Origin of the sequence: Pseudochrobactrum saccharolyticum, from assembly GCF_008801715.1 — a bacterium.
GTDB lineage: Bacteria > Pseudomonadota > Alphaproteobacteria > Rhizobiales > Rhizobiaceae > Pseudochrobactrum > Pseudochrobactrum saccharolyticum.
In genome coordinates this window covers 189864-212023 of sequence record NZ_VZPG01000003.1, presented here as the reverse complement: position 1 = coordinate 212023, position 22160 = coordinate 189864, and the positions used below count along the sequence as shown (strand labels likewise).

General features: G+C 53.8%; 17 protein-coding genes. 14 read left to right on the top strand and 3 right to left on the bottom strand.

The features are described 5' to 3' along the window. The first annotated feature begins 221 nt into the window (after positions 1 to 221). Entirely contained in the window at positions 222 to 2030 is a 1809-nt protein-coding gene (locus tag F7P81_RS11130) for an ABC transporter ATP-binding protein (protein WP_183956641.1), read from the top strand. Positions 2031 to 2098: 68 nt separating this feature from the next. Here F7P81_RS11130 and F7P81_RS11125 read toward each other — a convergent pair whose 3' ends face one another. Beyond that, on the bottom strand, positions 2099 to 2944 hold the full coding sequence (locus F7P81_RS11125; protein ID WP_151159558.1) for an IclR family transcriptional regulator: 846 nt from the start codon (positions 2942 to 2944) through the stop codon (positions 2099 to 2101). A 305-nt stretch (positions 2945 to 3249) separates the two neighbouring features. Here F7P81_RS11125 and F7P81_RS11120 point away from each other — a divergent pair, with 305 nt between their 5' ends. The 9 genes from F7P81_RS11120 (at position 3250) to F7P81_RS11080 (ending at position 14261) form a co-directional block, all read left to right on the top strand. Continuing rightward, entirely contained in the window at positions 3250 to 4167 is a 918-nt protein-coding gene (locus tag F7P81_RS11120) for an ABC transporter permease (protein ID WP_075656749.1), read from the top strand. Continuing rightward, on the top strand, positions 4164 to 5063 hold the full coding sequence (locus F7P81_RS11115) for an ABC transporter permease (protein WP_022709576.1): 900 nt from the start codon (positions 4164 to 4166) through the stop codon (positions 5061 to 5063). Before F7P81_RS11120 ends, F7P81_RS11115 begins: the two co-directional genes overlap by 4 nt. A gap of 11 nt (positions 5064 to 5074) precedes the next feature. Continuing rightward, positions 5075 to 6073, top strand: coding sequence for an ABC transporter ATP-binding protein (locus F7P81_RS11110; protein WP_151159557.1), 999 nt, complete (start codon positions 5075 to 5077; stop codon positions 6071 to 6073). Continuing rightward, positions 6070 to 7044: an ABC transporter ATP-binding protein gene (locus F7P81_RS11105; protein WP_151159556.1), complete on the top strand. Its 975-nt coding sequence runs from the start codon at positions 6070 to 6072 to the stop codon at positions 7042 to 7044. The genes F7P81_RS11110 and F7P81_RS11105 overlap by 4 nt, the downstream gene beginning before the upstream one ends. Positions 7045 to 7062: 18 nt before the next feature. Continuing rightward, positions 7063 to 8646: a gamma-glutamyltransferase family protein gene (locus tag F7P81_RS11100; RefSeq protein WP_151159555.1), complete on the top strand. Its 1584-nt coding sequence runs from the start codon at positions 7063 to 7065 to the stop codon at positions 8644 to 8646. Next, positions 8633 to 10033: a M20 family metallopeptidase gene (locus tag F7P81_RS11095; protein WP_151159554.1), complete on the top strand. Its 1401-nt coding sequence runs from the start codon at positions 8633 to 8635 to the stop codon at positions 10031 to 10033. The genes F7P81_RS11100 and F7P81_RS11095 overlap by 14 nt, the downstream gene beginning before the upstream one ends. Before the next feature lie 54 nt (positions 10034 to 10087). Beyond that, on the top strand, positions 10088 to 11617 hold the full coding sequence (locus F7P81_RS11090; RefSeq protein ID WP_151159553.1) for an ABC transporter substrate-binding protein: 1530 nt from the start codon (positions 10088 to 10090) through the stop codon (positions 11615 to 11617). A gap of 80 nt (positions 11618 to 11697) precedes the next feature. After that, positions 11698 to 12834 carry an o-succinylbenzoate synthase gene (menC, locus tag F7P81_RS11085; protein ID WP_075656761.1) on the top strand — a complete coding sequence of 379 codons (1137 nt, stop codon included), beginning with the start codon at positions 11698 to 11700 and terminating at the stop codon, positions 12832 to 12834. A gap of 257 nt (positions 12835 to 13091) precedes the next feature. Next, positions 13092 to 14261, top strand: a complete 1170-nt coding sequence (locus F7P81_RS11080) for a porin (protein WP_151159552.1) — start codon at positions 13092 to 13094, stop codon at positions 14259 to 14261. A gap of 183 nt (positions 14262 to 14444) precedes the next feature. Here F7P81_RS11080 and hutC read toward each other — a convergent pair whose 3' ends face one another. After that, the gene (gene hutC / locus F7P81_RS11075) at positions 14445 to 15185 is read right to left on the bottom strand and encodes a histidine utilization transcriptional repressor HutC (RefSeq protein WP_151159730.1); all 741 of its coding nucleotides are present in this window, start codon (positions 15183 to 15185) and stop codon (positions 14445 to 14447) included. Between the two features lie 37 nt (positions 15186 to 15222). After that, a complete protein-coding gene (locus F7P81_RS11070; RefSeq protein ID WP_246176102.1) occupies positions 15223 to 16584 on the bottom strand; it encodes a formimidoylglutamate deiminase in 1362 nt (453 codons plus the stop codon). A gap of 97 nt (positions 16585 to 16681) precedes the next feature. Here F7P81_RS11070 and hutI point away from each other — a divergent pair, with 97 nt between their 5' ends. The 4 genes from hutI to hutU all read left to right on the top strand — a co-directional run bounded on the left by hutI (position 16682) and on the right by hutU (position 22087). Further along, positions 16682 to 17908, top strand: coding sequence for an imidazolonepropionase (hutI, locus tag F7P81_RS11065; protein ID WP_151159550.1), 1227 nt, complete (start codon positions 16682 to 16684; stop codon positions 17906 to 17908). A 53-nt stretch (positions 17909 to 17961) separates the two neighbouring features. Then, entirely contained in the window at positions 17962 to 19500 is a 1539-nt protein-coding gene (gene hutH, locus F7P81_RS11060; RefSeq protein WP_151159549.1) for a histidine ammonia-lyase, read from the top strand. A 98-nt stretch (positions 19501 to 19598) separates the two neighbouring features. Then, positions 19599 to 20402, top strand: a complete 804-nt coding sequence (gene hutG / locus F7P81_RS11055) for an N-formylglutamate deformylase (protein ID WP_151159548.1) — start codon at positions 19599 to 19601, stop codon at positions 20400 to 20402. A gap of 11 nt (positions 20403 to 20413) precedes the next feature. After that, positions 20414 to 22087 (top strand): urocanate hydratase, encoded by a 1674-nt coding sequence (gene hutU / locus F7P81_RS11050; RefSeq protein ID WP_151159547.1) that lies wholly within the window; start codon positions 20414 to 20416, stop codon positions 22085 to 22087. The last annotated feature ends 73 nt before the right edge of the window (positions 22088 to 22160 follow it).

Genomic DNA, 22160 nt, shown 5'->3' with positions numbered 1-22160 from the left:
CTCCCAGACTTTAAGTCTTTGGCCCGTGCTACAGGCCAAGGCCTGTCCGCCCTCCCTGAAAGGGCGCTTTCCTAAAATTTTCCGCTTTGCCGCAACACTTAGCTGTTGTTTGTTTTGTCTTCTTTTTCACACATTGTCCGACGCAGAGCCGCTTCGTACTTTTGCTGGAAATGCTTTTAAAGGAACCAGAATCCGACTCTGCGCGGTCTGGTATGATTCATATGACCCGGTTTCGCATTAATTTCCGTGGGCCTGCCTTCCGCAATGTCCTCGGCTACACTTTCAGCCACTGGCGAAGTCAGCCTCTGCGGCTGACACTGATGATAATCGGTATGCTGCTTGCAACAGCCGCAGATGTTTTGACGCCGCTCTATTCCGGACGGCTGGTTGACGCGCTTTCTCTGGGTGGCGACAGCGCATGGTCTGCCGCAGTTCAAGCACTTATCGTCCTGCTCGCACTTGGCGCACTGGCACTGATTACACGTCAGCTGACCTTCTATGTCATCACCGATTTCACGCTGAAAATCATGAGTGACATGGCGGCCAGTTCGTTCCGCAAACTGCAACGCTTCTCCACCGACTGGCACGCCAATGCCTTTGCCGGATCGACTGTGCGCAAAGTCTCGCGTGCAATGTGGGCAATGGATCTGCTGAACGATACGCTGATTATCGCATTGCTGCCATCGCTGCTGATGCTGGTCGGTTCGGTTGCGCTGTTGGCCTGGTACTGGCCGCTCATGGGTGTACTGGTTGCAATCGGCTCTGTGCTGTTCATTGTCTGCACGATTGTGATTTCGCTCGGTTTTGTCGCGCCTGCTGCAACATTGGCTAATAGCTGGGATACGCGCATGGGCGGCGCGCTGGCCGATGCCATTTCGTGCAATGCTGTTGTGAAAGCCTTTGGTGCTGAAAAGCGTGAGGATGCACGACTTGCAAAAGTTGTCACCAAATGGCGCAGCCGTACACGTCGCACATGGCTGATCGGAACTCTAAACGGTTTCATTCAGGGGGCTAATCTGCTGATTATGCGCGGTGTTGTCATTGCTTTTGCGCTTTACTTGTGGAGCCAGGGCAAAGCAACGGCCGGTGATATCACCTTTGTTCTGACAGCGTTCTTCATGCTGCAGGGTTATTTGCGTGATGTCGGCATGCATATCCGCAATCTGCAACGCTCGGTAAATGATATGGAGGAACTGGTACAGATTGAGGCAGAACCTTACGGCATTGCCGACAAGCCGAATGCGCCGGCCATTCAGATCAGCAATGGTGAAATCCGCTTTGACAAGGTGACTTTCCATTACGGCAATCATGAAGCGGCACTCTACCGCGATTTCTCGGTGAAGATTGAAGCCGGTGAACGGGTTGGTCTGGTCGGACATTCCGGTTCGGGTAAGACGACTTTCGTCAAGCTGATCCAGCGTCTCTATGATGTCAGCGGCGGTGCCATTAAGATTGACGGGCAGAATATTGCTCATGTCACGCAGGCATCGCTGCGTTCACAGATCGCCATTGTGCAGCAGGAACCGATCCTGTTTCACCGGACACTGGCCGAGAATATCGCCTATGCCCGTCCTGGGGCGACACAGGCGGAAGTTGAGGAAGCAGCACGTCTTGCCAGCGCCCATGACTTCATCAGCCGTCTGCCAAAAGGCTATGCGACCCTTGTTGGTGAGCGTGGTGTGAAACTCTCCGGCGGTGAGCGTCAACGTGTGGCGATTGCCCGTGCGTTTCTGGCCAATGCACCGATCCTCATTCTGGATGAGGCAACTTCCAGCCTCGACTCAGAATCGGAAGTGCTGATCCAGCAGGCAATGGAACGGTTGATGATCGGCCGTACAACACTGGTCATTGCACACCGGCTTTCAACGGTGCGTGCACTGGACAGATTGCTGGTCTTTGACAAGGGCAAGGTCCTTGAGGAAGGCGATCATGATGCGCTTATCCGCAAACCGGGCGGCATTTACCGCCGGTTGTTTGAACGGCAGGCACTGGAACTGACCAAAGGACTGGAAGATGTCCTTCCTGAATAAGAAAGCGGGGCCTGACGGCCCCGTTTTCATATGCATCATATAGCTATGCAGCTCAAATATGCGGCAGACTATTCTTCTGCCCGCGGATCAAAAAATGTTCGCGCTGTATCGACCAGCAATGGCGCGATTTCTTTGCGGACACGATCAACCGACCAGTCAGCCATCGAAACAGAACAGTGAATTGCTGCGCGCGCTTTACCGCTGGACGACTTTATCGGTGCGGCGATACCAATTTCATTGAGCAGGATTTCCTCAACAGAGACAGCAAAACCATCCTGTCGCGCCTGTTCAACAAGGTCTGAAATTTCCCCGCGGTCAACTGTTGTGCGCGGGGTATATTCCGTCACCGGCCAGTTTTTTACAGCGTCTTGACGTGCAGCCGCATCCCATGTGGAGAGAATGGCACGGCCACCCGATGTATTCAGCGCCGGATGGGTACGCCCGACCAATGTACCTTCAAAATTGGTACGTTGCACCGGAAGGCGCACCGAGTAAATAATTGATGTGTCACATATTTCTGCCAGATTGAATGATTGCCCGATTTGCTGCTGCAAGGCGAAAAGACGCGGCATAACCTGCGACGTCAGCGGCTCTGCAATGTAATGGGCATAGGCCATATGCAGCCATTGATTTGATAGTCTGTAGCGGCGGCTATGATTATCACGGTTCAGCATGCCTTCCGCATAAAGCGTGGCGAGTATGCGTTGTACGCTGCTTTTCTCAATGCCCGTTATGCGCACAAGATCAGAAATACCTAAAACAGCATTTCCCTCCCCGAAGGCTTTCAACAGGGTCATCGCTTTTATTAGCGAGCTGATAATTAAAGGATTTCTTTCGCTTTCACTCAATGGGGCACACTCCAGTCGCAAAAAACTCTTGACGCAGAAGGGAAAACTATGGTTCGATATTAACATGCGATCACAAGTATTGCAATACAATACAAAAGGGGAATGCCAATGAATAATCAAAAAATCTTTGCCGTGGTTTTCAGCACGCCAAATAAGCCGGTAGCCGATATTTTTTAATTCAGCTTTGGCAATGAACGGCTGAAGAATATTTCCGGTTTGCACGGTATCGCGTCTGCATCATTCCGCTTTGATGACGCATAAGCCGGCAATCCGTTAACAGGTGAAATCCCGCAGTACCCAGCTGATGCGTTCTGCACTGTCACCTCCGGCCACACCCCTCATATCCTAAAACGATTTTGACGGAGCAAAACTTGCTTGGTTTCATCCTCAAGCGGCTCGGCCTTGCCTTACTGGTTGCGCTGACCGTGTCTTTTATCAGTTTCTGTCTGCTTTACCTGAGCGGCGACCCTGCGACTGCCATCGCCGGAGAAGGTGCCAGTGCGCAGGACATTCAGACAATCCGCGAATTTTACGGTTTTGACCGCCCGATGCTGCTGCAATATGCGGACTGGCTGTGGAATGCCGCACATTTCAATTTTGGCCAGAGCTATTATTTCAAACTTCCGGTTGCAGATCTCATTTCCAGCCGGCTTGGCGTGACAATGCGCCTTGGTCTGACCGCTATCGTATTTGCGCTGCTCGTCGCCGTACCCCTTGGCGTGCTTGCTGCCAAACGTCCCAACTCACTGACCGACAAGCTGGCGCTGTTTATTTCTGTCGCCGGACAGGCAATGCCGAGTTTCTGGTTTGCCCTTGTGCTGATCTCGGTTTTCTCCATTGATCTCGGCTGGCTGCCTGCATCCGGTGCCAAGACATGGCAGCATTTTATCCTGCCGACCATTGTACTCGGCTATTATGCCATGCCTGCAATTATGCGCCTCACCCGCGCCGGTATGCTGGAAGTTCTCTCATCCGATTATATCCGTACCGCCCGTGCCAAAGGCTCATCCGAATGGCGGGTGCTGTTCACCCATGCGCTGCGCAATGCGATTATCCCTGTTGTCTCGCTGTCAGCCGTGCAGATGGGCTTCATGCTCGGCGGTTCAATTGTGGTTGAATCTGTCTTCGCTCTGCCGGGTGCCGGACTGCTCGCATGGGAGTCGATCACCCGTAATGATCTGCCGACCGTTCAGGCGCTGATCCTGCTTTTCTCCATGTTTTACATCGTCTTCACACTGCTCGCCGACATTATGAATGCCTGGCTTGATCCCCGCATGAGGACCTCATGACCACTTTTTCTTCCATACCGACCGCAGAACAAATTCTGGAACCATCTCCGTCTGCGATTTTGCGCCGCCGTATTTTCGGTCATAGCGGTTTCATGATCGGCACAATCATCGTGGCTGTAATTGCACTGGTTGCAATCTTTGCTCCGATGCTTCTCAAATATGATCCCTATACCCAGGATCTGCTGAACCGTATGGTGCCGCCGGAATTCTTAGGCGGTAAATCCGATCACGTTCTGGGAACTGACCAGCTTGGTCGCGATTATCTCGCCCGTTTGCTGCACGGTGCACGCGTTTCATTATTTATCGGCCTGTCGGCCGCTCTGATCTCCGGTATTATCGGTACAGCAATGGGCGTCGCAGCCGGTTATTTCGGCGGTCGTGTTGATGCTGTGGTGACATTCCTGATCAATGTGCGTCTTGCAATGCCGGTTGTTCTGGTAGCACTGGCCGTTGTTGCCCTGTTTGGCGGATCGCTGACCGTTGTTGCCACCGTTCTCGGCCTGTTATTGTGGGATCGCTATGCGGTCGTCATGCGCGCATCAACATTACAGATCGCGCGACGGGAATATGTAGCGGCATCCTATGCCATCGGCACATCCACCCCGCGCATTCTGATCTCCGAAATCCTGCCTAATCTGATGAACAATCTGATTGTCGTTGCCACGCTGGAAATGGCGCATGCCATTTTGCTGGAAGCCGCTCTGTCCTTTCTCGGACTTGGTGTGCAGCCACCGACAGCCAGCTGGGGTCTGATGATCTCCGAGGGCAAAGACATGATGCTGTTTGAGCCATGGCTTGTGATGATCCCCGGTGTTGCGCTGTTTGTGCTCGTACTGGCGATCAATCTCATGGGCGACGGCCTACGCGACATTACCGCGCCGGGCGGACGGAACTGAGGGGAAAACCAATGACTGCTCCTATTCTTAAAGTTCAGGGCCTGACACTGGACATCCCCACCGCCGCGGGCACTCTTCATGCCGTGCGCAATATCAATCTCGAGGTTAAACCGGGTGAAACGCTATGTATCGTCGGTGAAAGTGGCTCCGGCAAATCGCTGACCTCGCTTGCGGTGATGGGGCTTTTGTCACCGGGTATTCAGCGCAATGCGACCGAGATGAGCTTTGACGGCATTGACCTGCAAAAAGCCACAGCACGGGAAATGCGTGCACTGCGTGGCAATCGCATGGCAATGATTTTTCAGGAACCGATGACCAGCCTGAATCCTGCCTATACGATCGGCAGTCAGCTGGTAGAAGCATTGCGCCTGCATAAATCTGTCAGCAAAGCTGAAGCACTGAAACGCGCCGCAGATCTTCTGCGTATGGTCGGGATTACTGCCGCAGAAAGCCGTCTCAACCAATATCCGCATCAGCTTTCCGGTGGTTTGCGTCAGCGTATCATGATTGCAATGGCACTGATGTGTGAGCCGGAATTGCTGATCGCTGATGAACCGACAACCGCTCTGGACGTGACCATTCAGGCTCAGATTTTACGTCTTCTCAAAGACCTGCAGCAAAAAATGGGCATGGCGATGATCCTGATCACCCATGATCTCGGTGTCGTTGCGCGTATCGCTGACAAAGTTGCTGTGATGTATGCCGGTGAGCTGGTTGAGGCCGGTTCTGTCAGCGAAATCTTCCGCAATCCTGCGCATCCTTATACGCGTGGGCTTCTGGACTGTATTCCAATACCGGGGCGCATTAAGCGCGGGGAACGGTTGGGGACAATTCCGGGTATTGTGCCAAATCTGGTCGGTCGTCATACCGGCTGCATCTTTCGCGACCGCTGCCCTGAGGCGATTGAAGCCTGCACCGGCACCATCCCGCAGCGCGATCTCTCCGCTCAACATACATTACAATGCGTCCATGCAAACGGCATGCGTCAGCCTGCGGAGGCTTTGCTATGAGCCAGCCAGTTCTACAACTTCACAATGTCTCTAAAATCTATCAGGTGCGGCAGGGCTTTTTCTCCGGCAAAAAGCCGCTGGCAGCTGTCAGTGATGTTTCGCTGACAGTAGAGCGCGGCTCGGTTCTTGGCCTTGTCGGAGAATCCGGTTGCGGAAAATCAACGCTGGCTAAAATCCTGCTCGGATTGGAAAAGCCGACCAGTGGACGTGTCGAAATTAACGGCGAGGATATCACCAAGCAAAATCGTTTTGAATTGTCGCGCCGTATTCAGCCAATCTTTCAGGACCCTTATTCCTCGCTCAATCCGCGCAAAACTATCCGTCAGATCATTATGGCGCCGCTCGTGGTGCATAGTGTCGGCGATCAGGCATCGCGCGAAAAGAAGGTGAAGGAAATCATGGATGTCGTCGGGCTGCCTTCGCGTATGCTCAACGCTTATCCGAACCAGATGTCCGGCGGCCAGCGCCAGCGTGTCGCTATTGCCCGTGCGTTGATTATGAAGCCGGAAATTGTTATCTGCGATGAACCGACATCGGCACTCGATGTTTCCGTGCAGAGCCAGATTCTCAATCTGCTGGGTGACCTGCAGCGTGAACTCGGTCTGACCTATCTGTTCATCAGCCACAATCTGGCGGTTGTTGAATATCTCGCGACACGGGTTGCGGTGATGTATCTCGGACGCATTGTTGAAGAGCGCGAAACTGAAGACATTTTCCGCAATGCCAGCCACCCTTATTCACGCGCTCTGCTGGATTCTGTTCTGACACCGGAACCGGAACTCGGCGTGCCGGACACGCAGCTCGGCACAGAATATCCCAATCCGATCAATCCGCCTGCAGGTTGCGCCTTCCATCCGCGCTGCCCTGACCGCTTTACCCCCTGCGATCAGTCCCGCCCTGTCTTGCAGGAAAGCGGCAGCGGTTGTGTCGCCTGCCACCTTTATACCAATGCCACTGCATTGCCTGCCTGAACTGATTAAGGAACTGAAATGCAAACCAGTCTTTCCCGTACACAAGTTACTCGCAAGAATGTCATCCGCACCAAAGGTGGTGTCGTAGCCGCACAAAACAGCCGTGCAGCACAAATTGGTGCGGCAGTGCTTGCAGCAGGCGGCAATGCAATGGATGCCGCAACCGCCGTTTCTTTCGCCATTGGTGTGCTTGAGCCGTGGATGTCAGGCCCTGCCGGTGGCGGCGCGATGATGGTTTGGGATGCAGCTTCCGGCAAAGCCCATGCCGTGACCTATGCCATGCGTGCGCCTGTGGAGCTGAACCCTGCCGATTATCCGCTCTCCGGTGCCGGTAAAAACTCCGATCTTTTCCCGTGGGAAGCTGTGGTCGATGACCGCAATATCATGGGCGCAACCGCCGTTGCAGTACCGGGTGTGGTTGACGGTATCGGTCAGGCGCATGCACGTTGGGGCACCATGCCTTGGGCGGAACTGCTGGCTCCGGCGATTAAACTCGCAAAAGAAGGCCTGCCGGTCGACTGGTACGCAGCGCTTGTTATCGCAGGCGCAACCCGCGAACTGGCCAAAGATCCGGATGCCGCAGCACTGTTTCTGGAAGACGGCCAATGGCCGATGATCAATGGCTGGACAAGCCTGTCCGACAAACGCGTTGATATGTCCGGTTATGCACCTTCCCTGACCGAGCTGGCAGAACAGGGCTACCGCACATTCTATGAAGGCGATCTGGCACAGGCACTGGTCAAAGATGTCCGCGCAAAAGGCGGCTCATTATCCATGCAGGATTTGCGTGATTATCGTGCAACCATTGCCGATCCACTGAGCTTTAAACGCGGCGATGCGACATTCTATGTCACACCGCATCTGACCGCCGGCCCGACCATGAGACAAGCCTTTGAAGCACTGCCGAAAATCGGCAAAGGCCAGCCGGACGCTGATGCCTATACCGGCTATGCCAAAGCCCTGCGCCATGCCTATCAGCAGCGATTAGAAAATATGGGTGACGACGGCGAAGTGCCGAAAGCACCGGGCTGCACAACCCATTTTTCCGTCGTTGACCGTCACGGCAATATGGTGTCGATGACACAGACTTTGCTGTCATTGTTCGGCTCGAAAGTCGTCTCGCCCTCCACCGGCTTTTTGCTCAATAACGGCATTATGTGGTTTGACCCTGTGCAGGGCAAACCGAATTCCCTGCAACCGGGACGCCAGTGCCTGATGAATGTCTGCCCTGCCCTTGGTGAGCAAGGCGAACGCCGTTTCGCCATTGGTGCATCAGGCGGCCGTAAGATTGTCTCGGCCGTTGCCCAGCTTTCCTCTTTCATCGTCGATTCCGGCATGGATATTGAAGGTGCTTTCCATCAGCCGCGTCTCGATATGTCTGCCGCCGATGTCATTATCGCAGATGACAGCCTGCCAGCGGATACAATTGCGGAGCTGAACAAAGTCGCCAGAACCGTCACCACACGCCGCACCGTCTGGCCTTTCGCCTTTGCCTGCCCTGCCGGTGTGATGCGTGAAGGTGATCTGAACTCCGGCTGCACCGAGATTATGTCGCCATGGGGTGATGCGGTGACCGAGGAGGACAGTCATGACTTTGCGTGAGACTGTCATCAGCCGGATCGAAACCTATTTCGACAACGGCACGATGAAATCCGAACTGGCCGCTTTGGTGAACTATCCGACAGAAAGTCAGGTACCGGAAAGAAAACCGGTGCTGGCAGATTATCTGGGCACAGCCATTACGCCGCGTTTGCAGGCCGCAGGATTTGAGATCAAAATCTATGACAATCCGGTGGCTGAAGGCGGCCCGCTGATGATCGCCCGCCGCATAGAAGACGCCGCCCTGCCGACAGTGCTGATCTATGGCCATGGCGATGTCATTCATGCGCAGACCGAGCAATGGCGCGAAGGCCTGTCACCCTTCGTTTTGACCGAAGAAGGTGATCGTTGGTACGGGCGCGGCACAGCCGATAATAAAGTACAGCATCTGATTAACATTGCTGCACTTGAAGCGCTGATTACTGTGCATGGCAAACTCGGCTTCAACGCCACCATTCTGCTGGAAATGGCTGAAGAAAACGGCTCTCCGGGTTTGCAAGCCTTCTGCGCATCACACAAACAGGAACTCGCTGCCGATGTGCTGATTGCCTCTGACGGCCCGCGATTGCAACCGGACAGAGCCACGGTTTTCATGGGCGCACGCGGTGCAGTCACGGTCGATCTGATTGTAGAAAAACGAGAGGGTGCACATCATTCTGGTAATTGGGGCGGCTTGCTTACCGATCCGGCAATGCGGCTCGTGCAGGCGCTGGCGACAATCACCGATGAACGCGGCCAGATCCGCATTCCGGAATGGCGGCCAACCAGCCTGACCGATAATATCCGCGCAGCACTCCGTGATCTGCCGGTGGATATGGAAACCGGCCCGAGCGTTGATAAAGACTGGGGCGAAGCCGGACTGACTCCAGCCGAGCGCGTCTATGGCTGGAACAGTTTTGCCATTCTCGCCATGACATCAGGCGTACCGGAGGCACCGGTCAACGCCATCTCCGGCAAGGCACGGGCAACCTGCCAGCTGCGTTATGTTGTCGGCACGAATGCGAACGACATTATACCGGCACTACGCCGTCATCTCGATCAGCACGGTTATACGGATGTCAAAATCACCCGTCGCGAGGATGATGATTTTACCGCGACCCGCCTTGATCCTGACCATCCGTGGGCACGCTTTGTCGCGCAATCGCTGACAGATACTTCCGGCAACCCGCCGCATATTCTGCCTAATCTCGGCGGCTCGCTGCCCAATGAGTGTTTCTCGGAGACACTGGGCCTGCCAACCGTCTGGGTACCACATTCCTACCGCGCCTGTTCGCAACATGCACCAGATGAACATGTTCTGAAAAGCACCTGCCGTGATGCCTTGCGCTGCATGGCAGGGATATTTGCCGATATTGCTGAGGGCAAAAGCCCGCAGCCTTCAACCCGATAACAACAAAGAAAACTGCCTGACCCTTTTTAACCTTGCGTCGAAGTGGAGCGACACATGAGCTTTCGTAAGAATTTTGCAATTCTGGCTACCCTTACCGCCAGCCTGTATCTGGGCGTATCCGGTGCGGCATTGGCCGATAAGTCAGATGACACCGTCAATATCGCCTTTGCCAAAGAACTGGACAATCCGAACACCTATTTCAGTTCAGCCCGCGAAAGCACCATTTTCGGTTATGCCGTCTGGGACACACTGGTTGAGCGCGATCCGAAAACCCGTGAATGGGTCGGCAATCTGGCTGAGAGCTTCAAATGGGTTGATGATCTGACCCTTGAATTCAAACTGCGTCAGGGCGTGAAATTCCATAACGGCGATGCTTTCGGCGCGGATGATGTTGTGTTCACACTCAATCATTTCTCCGATCCGAAAACTCCGGTTGCTATGCCAAACACCGTGGCATGGATCAAAAATGCCGAGAAGGTTGATGACCAGACTGTTCTCGTACATCTGAAAGCACCGTTCCCTGCTGCGCTCGATTTCCTCGAAAGCGCCATTCAGATTTATCCGGCAAAATATTATCAGGAAGTCGGCGATGCAGGCTTCTCCAAAAATCCGGTCGGCACTGGCCCTTACATGGTGGATAAGATCGAACCGGGCAGCGGCTATACGCTGAAAGCTTTTCCTGACTATCACGATGGCGGTCCGCGTCAGAAACCACAGATCAAAAATGTGGAAGTCCGCAGCATTCCGGATACCAATACGCAGATCGCGGAAATGATGTCCGGTTCCGTGGATTTCATCTGGCAGGTGCCAGAAGATCTGACCCAGAAGCTCAAAACACGTGACAGCTTCAATGTGGTTCAGGGCGAAACATTGCGCTTCGGCTACATTTCCATGGATGTTTCCGGTCGTTCCAGCGCCGACACTCCGCTGAAAGATCTGCGTGTTCGTCAGGCAATCAATCATGCGATTGACCGTAAAGCCGTGCGTGATGCTTTCTTCGCGCCTTCCTCGCAAATCATCAATTCCATCTGCAGCCCGTTGCAATTTGGTTGTGAGCAGGATGTGACATCCTACAACTTTGATCCTGCCAAGGCCAAAGAACTGCTGAAAGAAGCAGGCTATGAAAACGGCTTTACCACCACGATGTATTTCTATCGTGATAAAGCAGCCACCGAAGCCATGGCACAGATGCTGGGCAATGTCGGCGTAAAGGTTGATCTGCAGATGCTGAAATATGCAGCACTCGCAGACAAACAGCTCAAAGGTGAAATCCCGATGGGCTTTGTCACATGGGGCTCCGGCTCGGTGGCTGATGCCTCTGCCTCGACATCCAAATTCTTTGACGGTTCAGACATTGATGATGTCAAGAATGCAGAGCTGACAGCAACGCTCAAACAGGCTGACACCACCACCGATCCGGAAAAGCGCAAAGAATTTTACAGCAAAGCCCTGCGCCAGATCGCCGATCAGGCCTATTGGGTACCGCTCTGGACCTACACAACCAATTATGTGATGGCGAAAGACCTGAACTTCACTCCGACACCGGATGAGTTCGTGCGCTTTTACGACATGAGCTGGAATTAATCTTTATGAGGTCGCAGCCTGTGCTGCGACCTCACCGGCACTTTCCATCTTCCCGCATACAGAAATTACAGAGATCAATCATGTTGTTCCAAGCCCCGTCGCAACTCCGTCCGAAACTCCGGATTGATAGCGCAGAATTACGTCTTGTAGAGCTGAAACTCCTCAATCCGTTTCGCATTTCTACTGGCGTGGCTACGAAAAAGACTTTCCCGCTGCTCATCCTGCGCAGCGGCAATATTGAAGGCTATGCGGAAGGTGTATGCGACACCCTGCCTGATTATCTGCCGGAAACCACGGTGTCATCCATGATGATGATGCGGGACGTTTTCCTGCCGCAGATTATCGGCAAGGAATTCTCAACGCCTTATGAACTGAGCCAGATGATGCGGCACTGGCGTGATCATCAGATGGCCAAAGCCTGCGTGGAAATGGCCTATTGGGATTTGTGGTCGAAATCGCTCGGTCTGTCGCTGTCCCATGCGCTTGGCGGCACCCGCAAAGAGGTTGAAGTCGGTGTCTCTCTCGGCATCAAGGAAATTCCGGAATCCTTGCTGGATGTTGAACGTCATGTGCAGCAGGGCTATCGCCGTATTAAGCTGAAAGTCATGCCTGGTCATGATCTGAAACTGCTGGAAAAAGTGCGCAATCGTTTCCCTGATATTCACCTGACCGTTGATGCGAACTGCGCCTATACGCTGGCCGATCTCGCTCTGCTGCGTCAGTTCGATGATTTCGGTCTGGATTATATCGAACAGCCATTGGCATGGGATGATCTGCAGGATCATGCAAAACTGCAATCCATGATGCGCACAGCAATCTGTCTGGATGAATGTATCCGCACACCGGAGCTTTGCCGCAAAGCACTGGCCATTGATGCAGGCCGCGTGATCAATATTAAGGTCGGTCGTGTGGGCGGTCATGCCTATGCGCGCCAAATTCATGATATTTGTCAGGCGCATGATGTTCCGGTCTGGTGCGGCGGCATGCTGGAATCCGGTATCGGCCGCGCTCATAATATTCATCTCTCAACGCTGGAACAGTTCAAGCGTCCGGGTGATACATCCTCTTCCTCGCGCTATTTCGAGCGGGATATTGTCTGTGAGAAGCTGGAAACCGAAAACGGCATTATGCCGGTTCCGTCAAACGGTGCGGGTATCGGCGTTACTCTGGACTATGATTTCCTTGAGACAGTGACCCTGTCGAAAGAAGCGTTTTAAAAAACTCTTATCCGGAGAAGCCAAGCTCATTTTGCTTCTCCGGTAGGTCGCAAAACGCTGGCATCGCATAGTTGCACACACACGCAGGAAGCTGTTTTCAACTCCTTTACAAAGTTTTGAACCCGAAATATCCGGCAATAAATTGCCTTGATACAATTATACAACATATTGATTTTTATAAACTAATCTCCCTATTTTTGCGTTGGGAACAGGGGCGGTTTCGATGAATATCTTCAGGTCTAATTCTGGAGATAAAAATGAAAACAAAATTAATTTTACTCAGTTTCGCTGCAACTCTTTTCACAAGCGCAGCAGCATTTGCTGCTGATCCGATTATTGCACCGGAACCTGAAGCCGTTGAATATGTCCGCGTCTGCGATGCCTATGGCGCAGGCTATTTCTACATTCCTGGCACTGAAACCTGCCTGCGTATTCACGGTTATGTCCGCTATGACATCACCGGTGGCGATGATGTTTATGGTCGCGGTTTTGAAGCCCGTGACAGCAAACTCTATGCCAAAAGCAATAAACGTGACACCTATGAAGGCATGGCTCGTTTCAGCCTAAAATTCAGCACCGCATCTGAAACCGAACTTGGCACATTGAAAACCTATGCAGATCTGCGCTTTCAGTGGAAAGACGGCAAAGACGACAAGTCCTCAGGTACATTGCGCTTTGGTTATATGGAGCTTGGCGGTTTGCGTGTCGGTCTTGATGAATCCGCGTTCCTCACCTTCCCCGGCTATCTCGGCAATGTCATGAATGATGATGTAATCCTTGCCGGTGGTTATCGTACCGGCCTGATCAGCTATACCTATGCGGGTGACAACGGCCTGTCAGCCATCCTGTCCGTGGAACAGGGCGGTAACGGTGACATTGATGACGTTCCATCTGACTGGACCGGTAAAAAATGGGGTGCCACAATTCAAGATTACACGCCGCATGTCGTTGGTGGCCTGCGCTACGCACAAGGCTGGGGTTCGCTCACCGCAGTTGCCGCCTATGATGCCCGCAATAAAGAATGGGCAGGGAAAGTCCGTGGCGATCTCAATGTTACCGACCAGTTCTCCGTATGGGCGATGGGTGGCTATAAATCCAACAAGGATAATTATATCAATGTCCTGAATGATAATAATCAGGTCATCGGCCAGATCCGCGCTGTCAGCAGTTTCTACGGCACATGGGGCGGTGATTGGGCTGTATGGGGTGGTGCAGCCTATAAGCTGACACCACAGGCCGTTTTGAATGCCCAGCTTGCCTATGATGCATCCAAGACCTTTGCCGCAACAGCAAACGTGTCTTACGAACTGGTGCCGGGCTTTGCGGTCACACCGGAGCTCTCCTACACCAAATGGAAGGATGAAAAATCCATCCAGAACGGCAAAGATGCAGTTCAGGGCATGATCCGTTTCCAGCGCAGTTTCTGATAAGTCTTATATGCCCTGCAATATATTGCCGGTATATTTCAGCATATTGCAAGGTATTCATAAGAGTGCTTAGATGAACTGCCTTTTATAACGTAGAAGGACTGCGTTATTAGAATGACACTCTGACTTCCAGTCATTTCAAGGCAGACGGCGGGCGAAAGCCCGCCGTTTTATTGTGACAGTTTAGCCCTGTGATGGTGCGAAACGGGCAACCAATGCATGGCTGTCGCCGCTATAGGTCAGGCGTACATAGGTCACCGGCAGTCCGGCATTCCAAGTCTGGCGCTCAATTACCAGACAGGCCGCGCCTGCCGGAATACCAAGAATAGCGGCTACGTTCTCATCCGCTGCTACCGCACGGATTGCATGTTGCGCATTACTCCACGGCACATAGGCAACCAGCCACGGACTGGGCGATTGTTTGGAGAAATCCGTCTGCGCAGCATCAGGAACAGCACGCAGATTGATGATACGCTCTTCCAGTGCAAAAACCCGTTTTCCTGCATAATGGCGGCAGGTCAGCTCTATCAGCGGCGTATTGCGCTCGATATCAAGCTTTTTGCCGTCTGCTGCTGTGCTTTTACGATTAATCGATTTTTGCAACTCATAGCGATAAGGCAGACCCAACTGCTCCACCTCATCGCGTATATCGTGAATTTCCAATATTGCCGCCTGTGATTGCGGCTTGGAAACAAAACTGCCGGAACGGCGCTTCCGCTCAATCATTCCGGCCTTGGCCAGTTGCGTCAGCGCCTTATTCACAGTCATGCGGGAGCAGGAATATTGCTCGGTCAGCTCATGTTCAAAAGGAATACGATAGCCGGGCTGCCATTCACCGGAGAGAATGCGGCTCTCAATATCATCCAGAATCCGCTGATGCAGGGATGAAGCCTGTTCACTGTCTCCGGAAGAAATATCCTGCATACTCAGTTTTACCCGCTTTTCGTCAATATTGACTGGCTCAGCTTTCCAGAAGTTCATGTAAAACTTTACGGAAACCTGTCTCTGCCTGTTCATGCAGATGATGATGGCCGTTTTCAACCTGTTTTACACCGCGCACCCAGACATGCGCCGGTTTGGCGCGGTTGGCAAAGATCATGCCATCCAGCACCATGTCGCCTTTTGCATGGGGGATACGGCTGACATCTAGTGCGACGAAATCTGCTGACGCACCGGTTTTCAGCCCCTGCCCGCGCACACCCATAGCGATATTGCCACCTTCAAGCGCACCGCCAAACAGCGCACGACCGGTTGAACCTTCCGCAACTGCCATCACATTACGGGCGCGATGTTGCAAACGCTGCGAATATTCGAGCTGGCGCAATTCATCACCCAAACCGATCAGCACATTGGAGTCCGAGCCGACACCGAACTTGCCGCCTGCCTGTGTGAAAATACCGGCATTGAACGTGCCATCGCCGAGATTGGCCTCAGTCACCGGACAAAGACCGGCGATCGCACCGGCTTTTGCCATGCCTGTTGTCTCGTCATCCGTCATATGGGTGGCGTGGATCAAGCACCAACGATCACTCAACGCTGCATTATCCAGCAGCCATTCAACCGGACGCTTACCGGACCATGTAATGCAGTCTTCTACTTCTTTAACCTGCTCAGCCACATGAATATGCACCGGTGTTTCCGGCAACATTTGTGTAACGATTTTCAGCTCATCCGGCGTCACAGCCCGCAGACTATGCGGGGCAACGCCCAGCACCGCGCCGTCCATATTTTTCAGTGCAGTGCCGCAGCCGTCCAGCAGGCGCTGATATTGATCTATGCTATTGATAAAACGGCGTTGCCCTTCATTAGGCACAGCACCGCCAAATGTGGAGTGAGCGTAGAAAACCGGCAGTAAAGTCAGGCCGATGCCGCTTTTGTTAGCGGCCGATGCAATACGTTTGCCCATTTCGGCCACATCCGCATAAGGCGCACCGTCACGGTCATGATGCAAATAATGGAACTCACCTACGCGGGTGAAGCCATTTTCCAGCATATCCACATAAAGCCGCAGCGCCACGGCTTCCGCCTGTTCCGGCGACATGGTCAGGGCAAAGCGATACATCACATCGCGCCAGCTCCAGAAACTATCGGCCGAAGGCCCGCGCTTTTCTGCCAGACCCGCCATGCCATATTGGAACGCATGGCTGTGCAGATTGGGCATCCCCGCGATGATGACCTCATGGCGCTCATCGCCGGATTGTGCGTCTGCACCGCTTTCAATTGCCGTGATTGTTCCGGCTACAACCGCCAGGCGGACATTCTCAGCCCAGCCGCTTTCCAATAAAGCCTGTTGCGCATGGATGACATGTTTTTGCTGAAGCACGGTTCTCTCCTCCTGAAATATCCGGCTAAAAATTTCCTTTGCCATTTTTTAATATGTATATACATTATAGCCGGAGAGGGGAAGCGGGAAAACATTCATGACAAAAGATACGCTGAACGACAAAGGCCATATTTTCACCCATGCGCGTGTTGCAACGCTGCGTGAAAATGCAGATGGTCTCGGCCTGATTGAAGATGCAGCAATCGTGGTTGAACAGGGCAGAATCGCCTATGTCGGCCCGCAGGCTGAAATGCCTGCGCTCTATGCGGATTATCCCGCAACCAATTGTGAAAACCGGCTGATTACCCCCGGTCTGATTGACTGCCACACACATCTCATTCACGCGGGTAACCGCGCCCATGAATTTGAGCTGCGCCTCGAAGGCGCTTCCTATGAGGAAGTCGCCAAGGCTGGCGGCGGAATTGTGTCTTCCGTCAAAGCCCTGCGTGCAGCCAGTGAAAATGATCTGATACGCGAAAGCCTGCCACGTCTCGATGCCCTGATTGCTGAGGGCGTAACAACCATTGAAGTCAAATCCGGTTACGGTCTCGATACGGAAAATGAAATCAAATCGCTGAAAGCAGCCAGACGTCTGGCACAGGAACGTAATGTTGCGATCCGCACCACTTTCCTCGGTGCCCATGCGCTGCCGCCGGAAATGAACGGCGACAAGTCAGCCTATATTGATGTGATTATCAATGAGATGCTGCCTGCCATTGCGGCAGATGGCCTTGCCGATGCGGTTGATGGTTTCTGTGAAGGGATCGCCTTCCTGCCTGATGAAATCGCCCGTGTTTTTGATGCTGCGAAGGCGCATGACCTGCCGGTCAAACTCCATGCAGATCAGCTTTCCAACCTGCATGGTGCCAAATTAGCCGCCTCCTATAATGCGCTGTCCGCCGACCATGTGGAATATACCGACAGTGAAGGCGCACAGGCGATGGCCAAGGCCGGTACTGTCGCTGTGCTGTTGCCCGGTGCCTATTATTTCATCCGCGAAACACAAAAACCGCCGGTTGAAGCCTTCCGACAGGCAGGCACAAAAATGGCGCTGGCGACCGATAATAATCCGGGCACATCCCCGCTGACTTCCCTGCTTTTGACCATGAATATGGGCGCAACCCTGTTCCGCCTCACCGTCGATGAATGCATTGCCGGTGTGACCCGAGAAGCTGCCCGTGCGCTCGGCATTCTGCCGGAAACCGGCACGATTGAAGTCGGCAAACATGCTGATCTGGCAATCTGGGACGTGCAGCGCCCTGCAGAGCTTGTTTACCGCATCGGCTTTAACCCGCTCTGGAAGCGGGTTTTCCGCGGCAATTAAAAGATCCGAATATCTGCGCATGTGATGAATGCGCTTTGAAGAAAGTACCCGCCATGAGCATTATTTTGAAACCAGGTTCTGTATCACTCGCCACACTTGAAGATATTTATCGCAACGGCACAGTTGCTCATCTTGATCCGTCATTCCATGCGGGCATTGCCAAATCCGCCGCGCGCATTGCGGAAATCGCCGCAGGCGATGCGCCGGTCTACGGCATCAATACCGGCTTCGGCAAACTGGCTTCCATCCGCATTGCACCGGAAGATGTAGCAACACTCCAGCGTAATCTGATCCTGTCCCATTGCTGCGGCGTGGGTGCGCCTCTGGCTGAAAATATTGTGCGTCTCATCATGTCACTCAAGCTGATTTCGCTTGGTCGCGGTGCATCCGGCGTACGTCCTGAAATCATCGCGCTTATCGAAGCCATGCTGGAAAAAGGCGTCATTCCGGTTATTCCGGAAAAAGGTTCCGTCGGTGCGTCCGGCGATCTGGCACCGCTGGCACATATGGCTGCGGCCATGATCGGCGAAGGTGAGGTTTTCTATCAGGGTGCACGTGTTTCCGCTGCTTCCGCATTGAGCAAAGCCGGTCTGACGCCGGTTGTTCTGGCCGCCAAAGAAGGTCTCGCCCTGATCAACGGCACGCAGACTTCTACCGCTCTGGCACTGGCCGGTCTGTTCCGCGCCCATACAGCTTTGCAGGCAGCGCTGATTACCGGCGCTCTGTCGACCGATGCTGCCATGGGCTCCACCGCACCGTTCCACGCAGATATTCATAGCTTGCGCGGTCATAAAGGCCAGATCGATACCGGCGCGGCTCTGCGCAAATTACTCGAAGGCTCGATTATCCGCGACAGCCATCTGGAAGGCGATCAGCGCGTGCAGGATCCGTATTGCATCCGCTGCCAGCCACAAGTCGATGGCGCTTGTCTTGATCTGTTGCGTCAGGTCGCGGTTACGCTTGAAATTGAAGCCAATGCGGTCACCGATAATCCGCTAGTGCTTTCCGATGATACAGTGGTCTCCGGCGGCAATTTCCATGCCGAACCGGTGGCTTTTGCCGCCGACCAGATTGCGCTGGCAATTTGTGAAATCGGTGCCATTGCCCAGCGTCGTATTGCATTGCTGGTTGACCCCGCCCTCTCCTTCGGCCTGCCTGCATTTCTGGCGAAAAAGCCGGGTCTCAATTCCGGCCTGATGATTGCAGAAGTCACTTCTGCCGCGCTGATGTCTGAAAACAAACAGATGTCCCATCCGGCCTCGGTCGATTCAACACCGACTTCTGCCAATCAGGAAGATCATGTGTCGATGGCCTGCCACGGCGCCCGCCGTTTGTTGCAGATGACCGACAATCTCAATGCTATTATCGGCATTGAAGCCCTGACCGGTGCCCTCGGCGTGGAACTACGCGGCCCTCTGGAAACCAGCCCTGAACTGAAAGCGGCAATCGCTGTGCTGCGTACCAAAGTGCCGACGCTCGAGGTTGACCGTTATATGGCTGATGATCTGGCTGCCGCTGCGGAAATCGTGGCTGACGGCTCGCTGAATGCAGCTATCACGAGCGGTATTCTCCCTGAAGTATTCCCGTCATGATGACTAGTTTTAGAAATACTTCAGTTTTTTTAGCCGCATTGTCCTTACGCAAAACCGGTTCCCACTTTTGCGGGAAATGCTCGAGTCTGGAGGCCTAAATGAGCGCATTTGAAGTTCATCAGGGAACCTCGCCGGTCATTCTCGGCCTGCCCCATACCGGCACAGATGTGCCGGAGGATATCTGGGCGCGCCTCAATGAGAATGGCCGCATTCTTGCCGATACGGACTGGCATATCCACAAGCTCTATGACGGGTTGCTGGATAATGTGACGACAGTGCGCGCCACATTCCACCGCTATTGCATTGATGCCAATCGTGATCCGGCGGGTGTGAGCCTCTATCCGGGGCAGAACACAACAACGCTGATACCGGAAACGGATTTTGATGGTCTGGCGATCTGGAAAGACGGTGAGCAACCGGCTGAGGTCGATATTGCAGATCGTGTCAGCCGTTTTCACAAGCCCTATCATGAGGCACTCGCGGCAGAGATCGAGCGCGTTAAAGCCATTCACGGCGTGGCGATTCTCTATGACTGCCACTCGATCCGCTCGCATATTCCGTTTTTGTTTGAAGGCACATTACCGGATTTCAACATCGGAACGGATAATGGCAAGACCTGCGCACCGGCCATTGAAGCAGCAGCCTTCGGCGTAGCGAAACAGGCTGAAGGTTACACGTCCATCCTCAACGGCCGTTTCAAAGGCGGCTGGACAACGCGCCATTACGGTCAGCCGGAAACGGGTGTGCACGCCATTCAGATGGAACTCGCGCAATCGACACATCTGACGACAGAAGCCGTGCCTTTTGCCTATGACGAAGCCAAGGCAGCCAGATTGCGCAGCCATCTCAAAAACATTTTGCAGCAGCTTGAAGCCGCCGCTGCCAATCTCAAATCTAAATAAGGGAACATTCGATGACTAATCCGCGTCACAATGAACGTGAAATCCGTCCTGCAACGGGCACGGAAATCACCGCCAAGAGCTGGCTGACCGAAGCGCCGATGCGCATGCTGATGAACAATCTGCATCCCGATGTTGCCGAGCGCCCGCATGAACTGGTAGTCTATGGCGGTATCGGTCGCGCCGCCCGTACATGGGCAGATTTTGACAAGATTGTTGCCAGCCTGAAAGATCTGGAAGGCGATGAAACATTGCTGGTACAATCCGGCAAGCCGGTCGGTATTTTCCGCACCCATAAAGATGCGCCGCGCGTTCTGATCGCCAATTCCAATCTGGTGCCGCATTGGGCAAACTGGGATCATTTCAACGAACTGGATAAAAAGGGACTGGCTATGTATGGCCAGATGACCGCCGGTTCGTGGATTTATATCGGTGCGCAGGGCATTGTGCAGGGCACCTATGAAACCTTTGTCGAAGCCGGTCGCCAGCATTTCGGCGGCAATCTCAAAGGCAAATGGATTCTCACCGGCGGCTTAGGCGGTATGGGCGGCGCGCAGCCGCTGGCGGCTGTGATGGCCGGTGCCTGCTGTCTCGCGGTTGAGTGCGATGAAACCCGTGCGGACTTCCGCCTGCGTACCCGCTATGTCGATGAAAAGACCCACAGCCTTGATGAAGCGCTGGCACGTATTGATGCATGGACAAAAGCCGGCGAAGCCAAATCCATTGCCCTGATCGGTAATGCAGCAGAGATTTTCCCTGAACTGGTGAAGCGCGGCGTCAAGCCGGATATCGTCACCGACCAAACTTCCGCGCATGATCCGGTACACGGTTATCTGCCGATCGGCTGGAGCGTTGCCGAATGGCGTGCGAAGCAGGAAAGCGACCCGAAAGGCGTTGCAAAGGCAGCGCGCGCTTCGATGAAAATTCAGGTCGCCGCGATGGTCGATTTCTGGAATATGGATATTCCAACCCTCGATTACGGCAATAATATCCGTCAGATGGCGCTGGAAGAAGGTCTGGAAGACGCATTCGCGTTCCCGGGCTTTGTGCCTGCCTATATCCGCCCGTTATTCTGCCGCGGTATCGGCCCGTTCCGTTGGGCAGCACTCTCCGGCGATCCGGAAGATATTTACAAGACTGATGCCAAGGTCAAGGAACTGCTGCCGGATAATAAGCACCTGCATAACTGGCTGGATATGGCGCGTGAGCGCATCGAGTTTCAGGGGCTGCCTGCCCGTATTTGCTGGGTTGGCCTTGGTGATCGCCATCGTCTCGGCCTTGCCTTCAACGAAATGGTCAAAAACGGCGAGCTGAAAGCACCGGTTGTGATCGGTCGTGACCATCTGGATTCCGGTTCTGTGGCTTCGCCAAACCGCGAAACAGAAGCGATGAAAGACGGCTCTGATGCCGTGTCCGACTGGCCGCTGCTCAATGCCCTGCTCAACACTGCATCCGGTGCCACATGGGTATCGCTGCACCACGGTGGCGGCGTTGGCATGGGCTTTAGCCAGCATGCAGGCATGGTGATCTGCGCTGATGGTACTGAAGATGCCGCCCGTCGTCTTGAGCGCGTGCTGTGGAACGACCCTGCCACCGGTGTGATGCGTCATGCCGATGCCGGTTATGACATTGCAGTCGACTGCGCCAAGGAACAGGGCCTGCGCCTGCCGGGTATTCTCGGCAACTAAACACTTAATAAAAGGCAGCCTTTGAGAGGGCTGCCTTTCAAATTTCTAGTTCCGGCTTTGGGAGAGGCCGTAT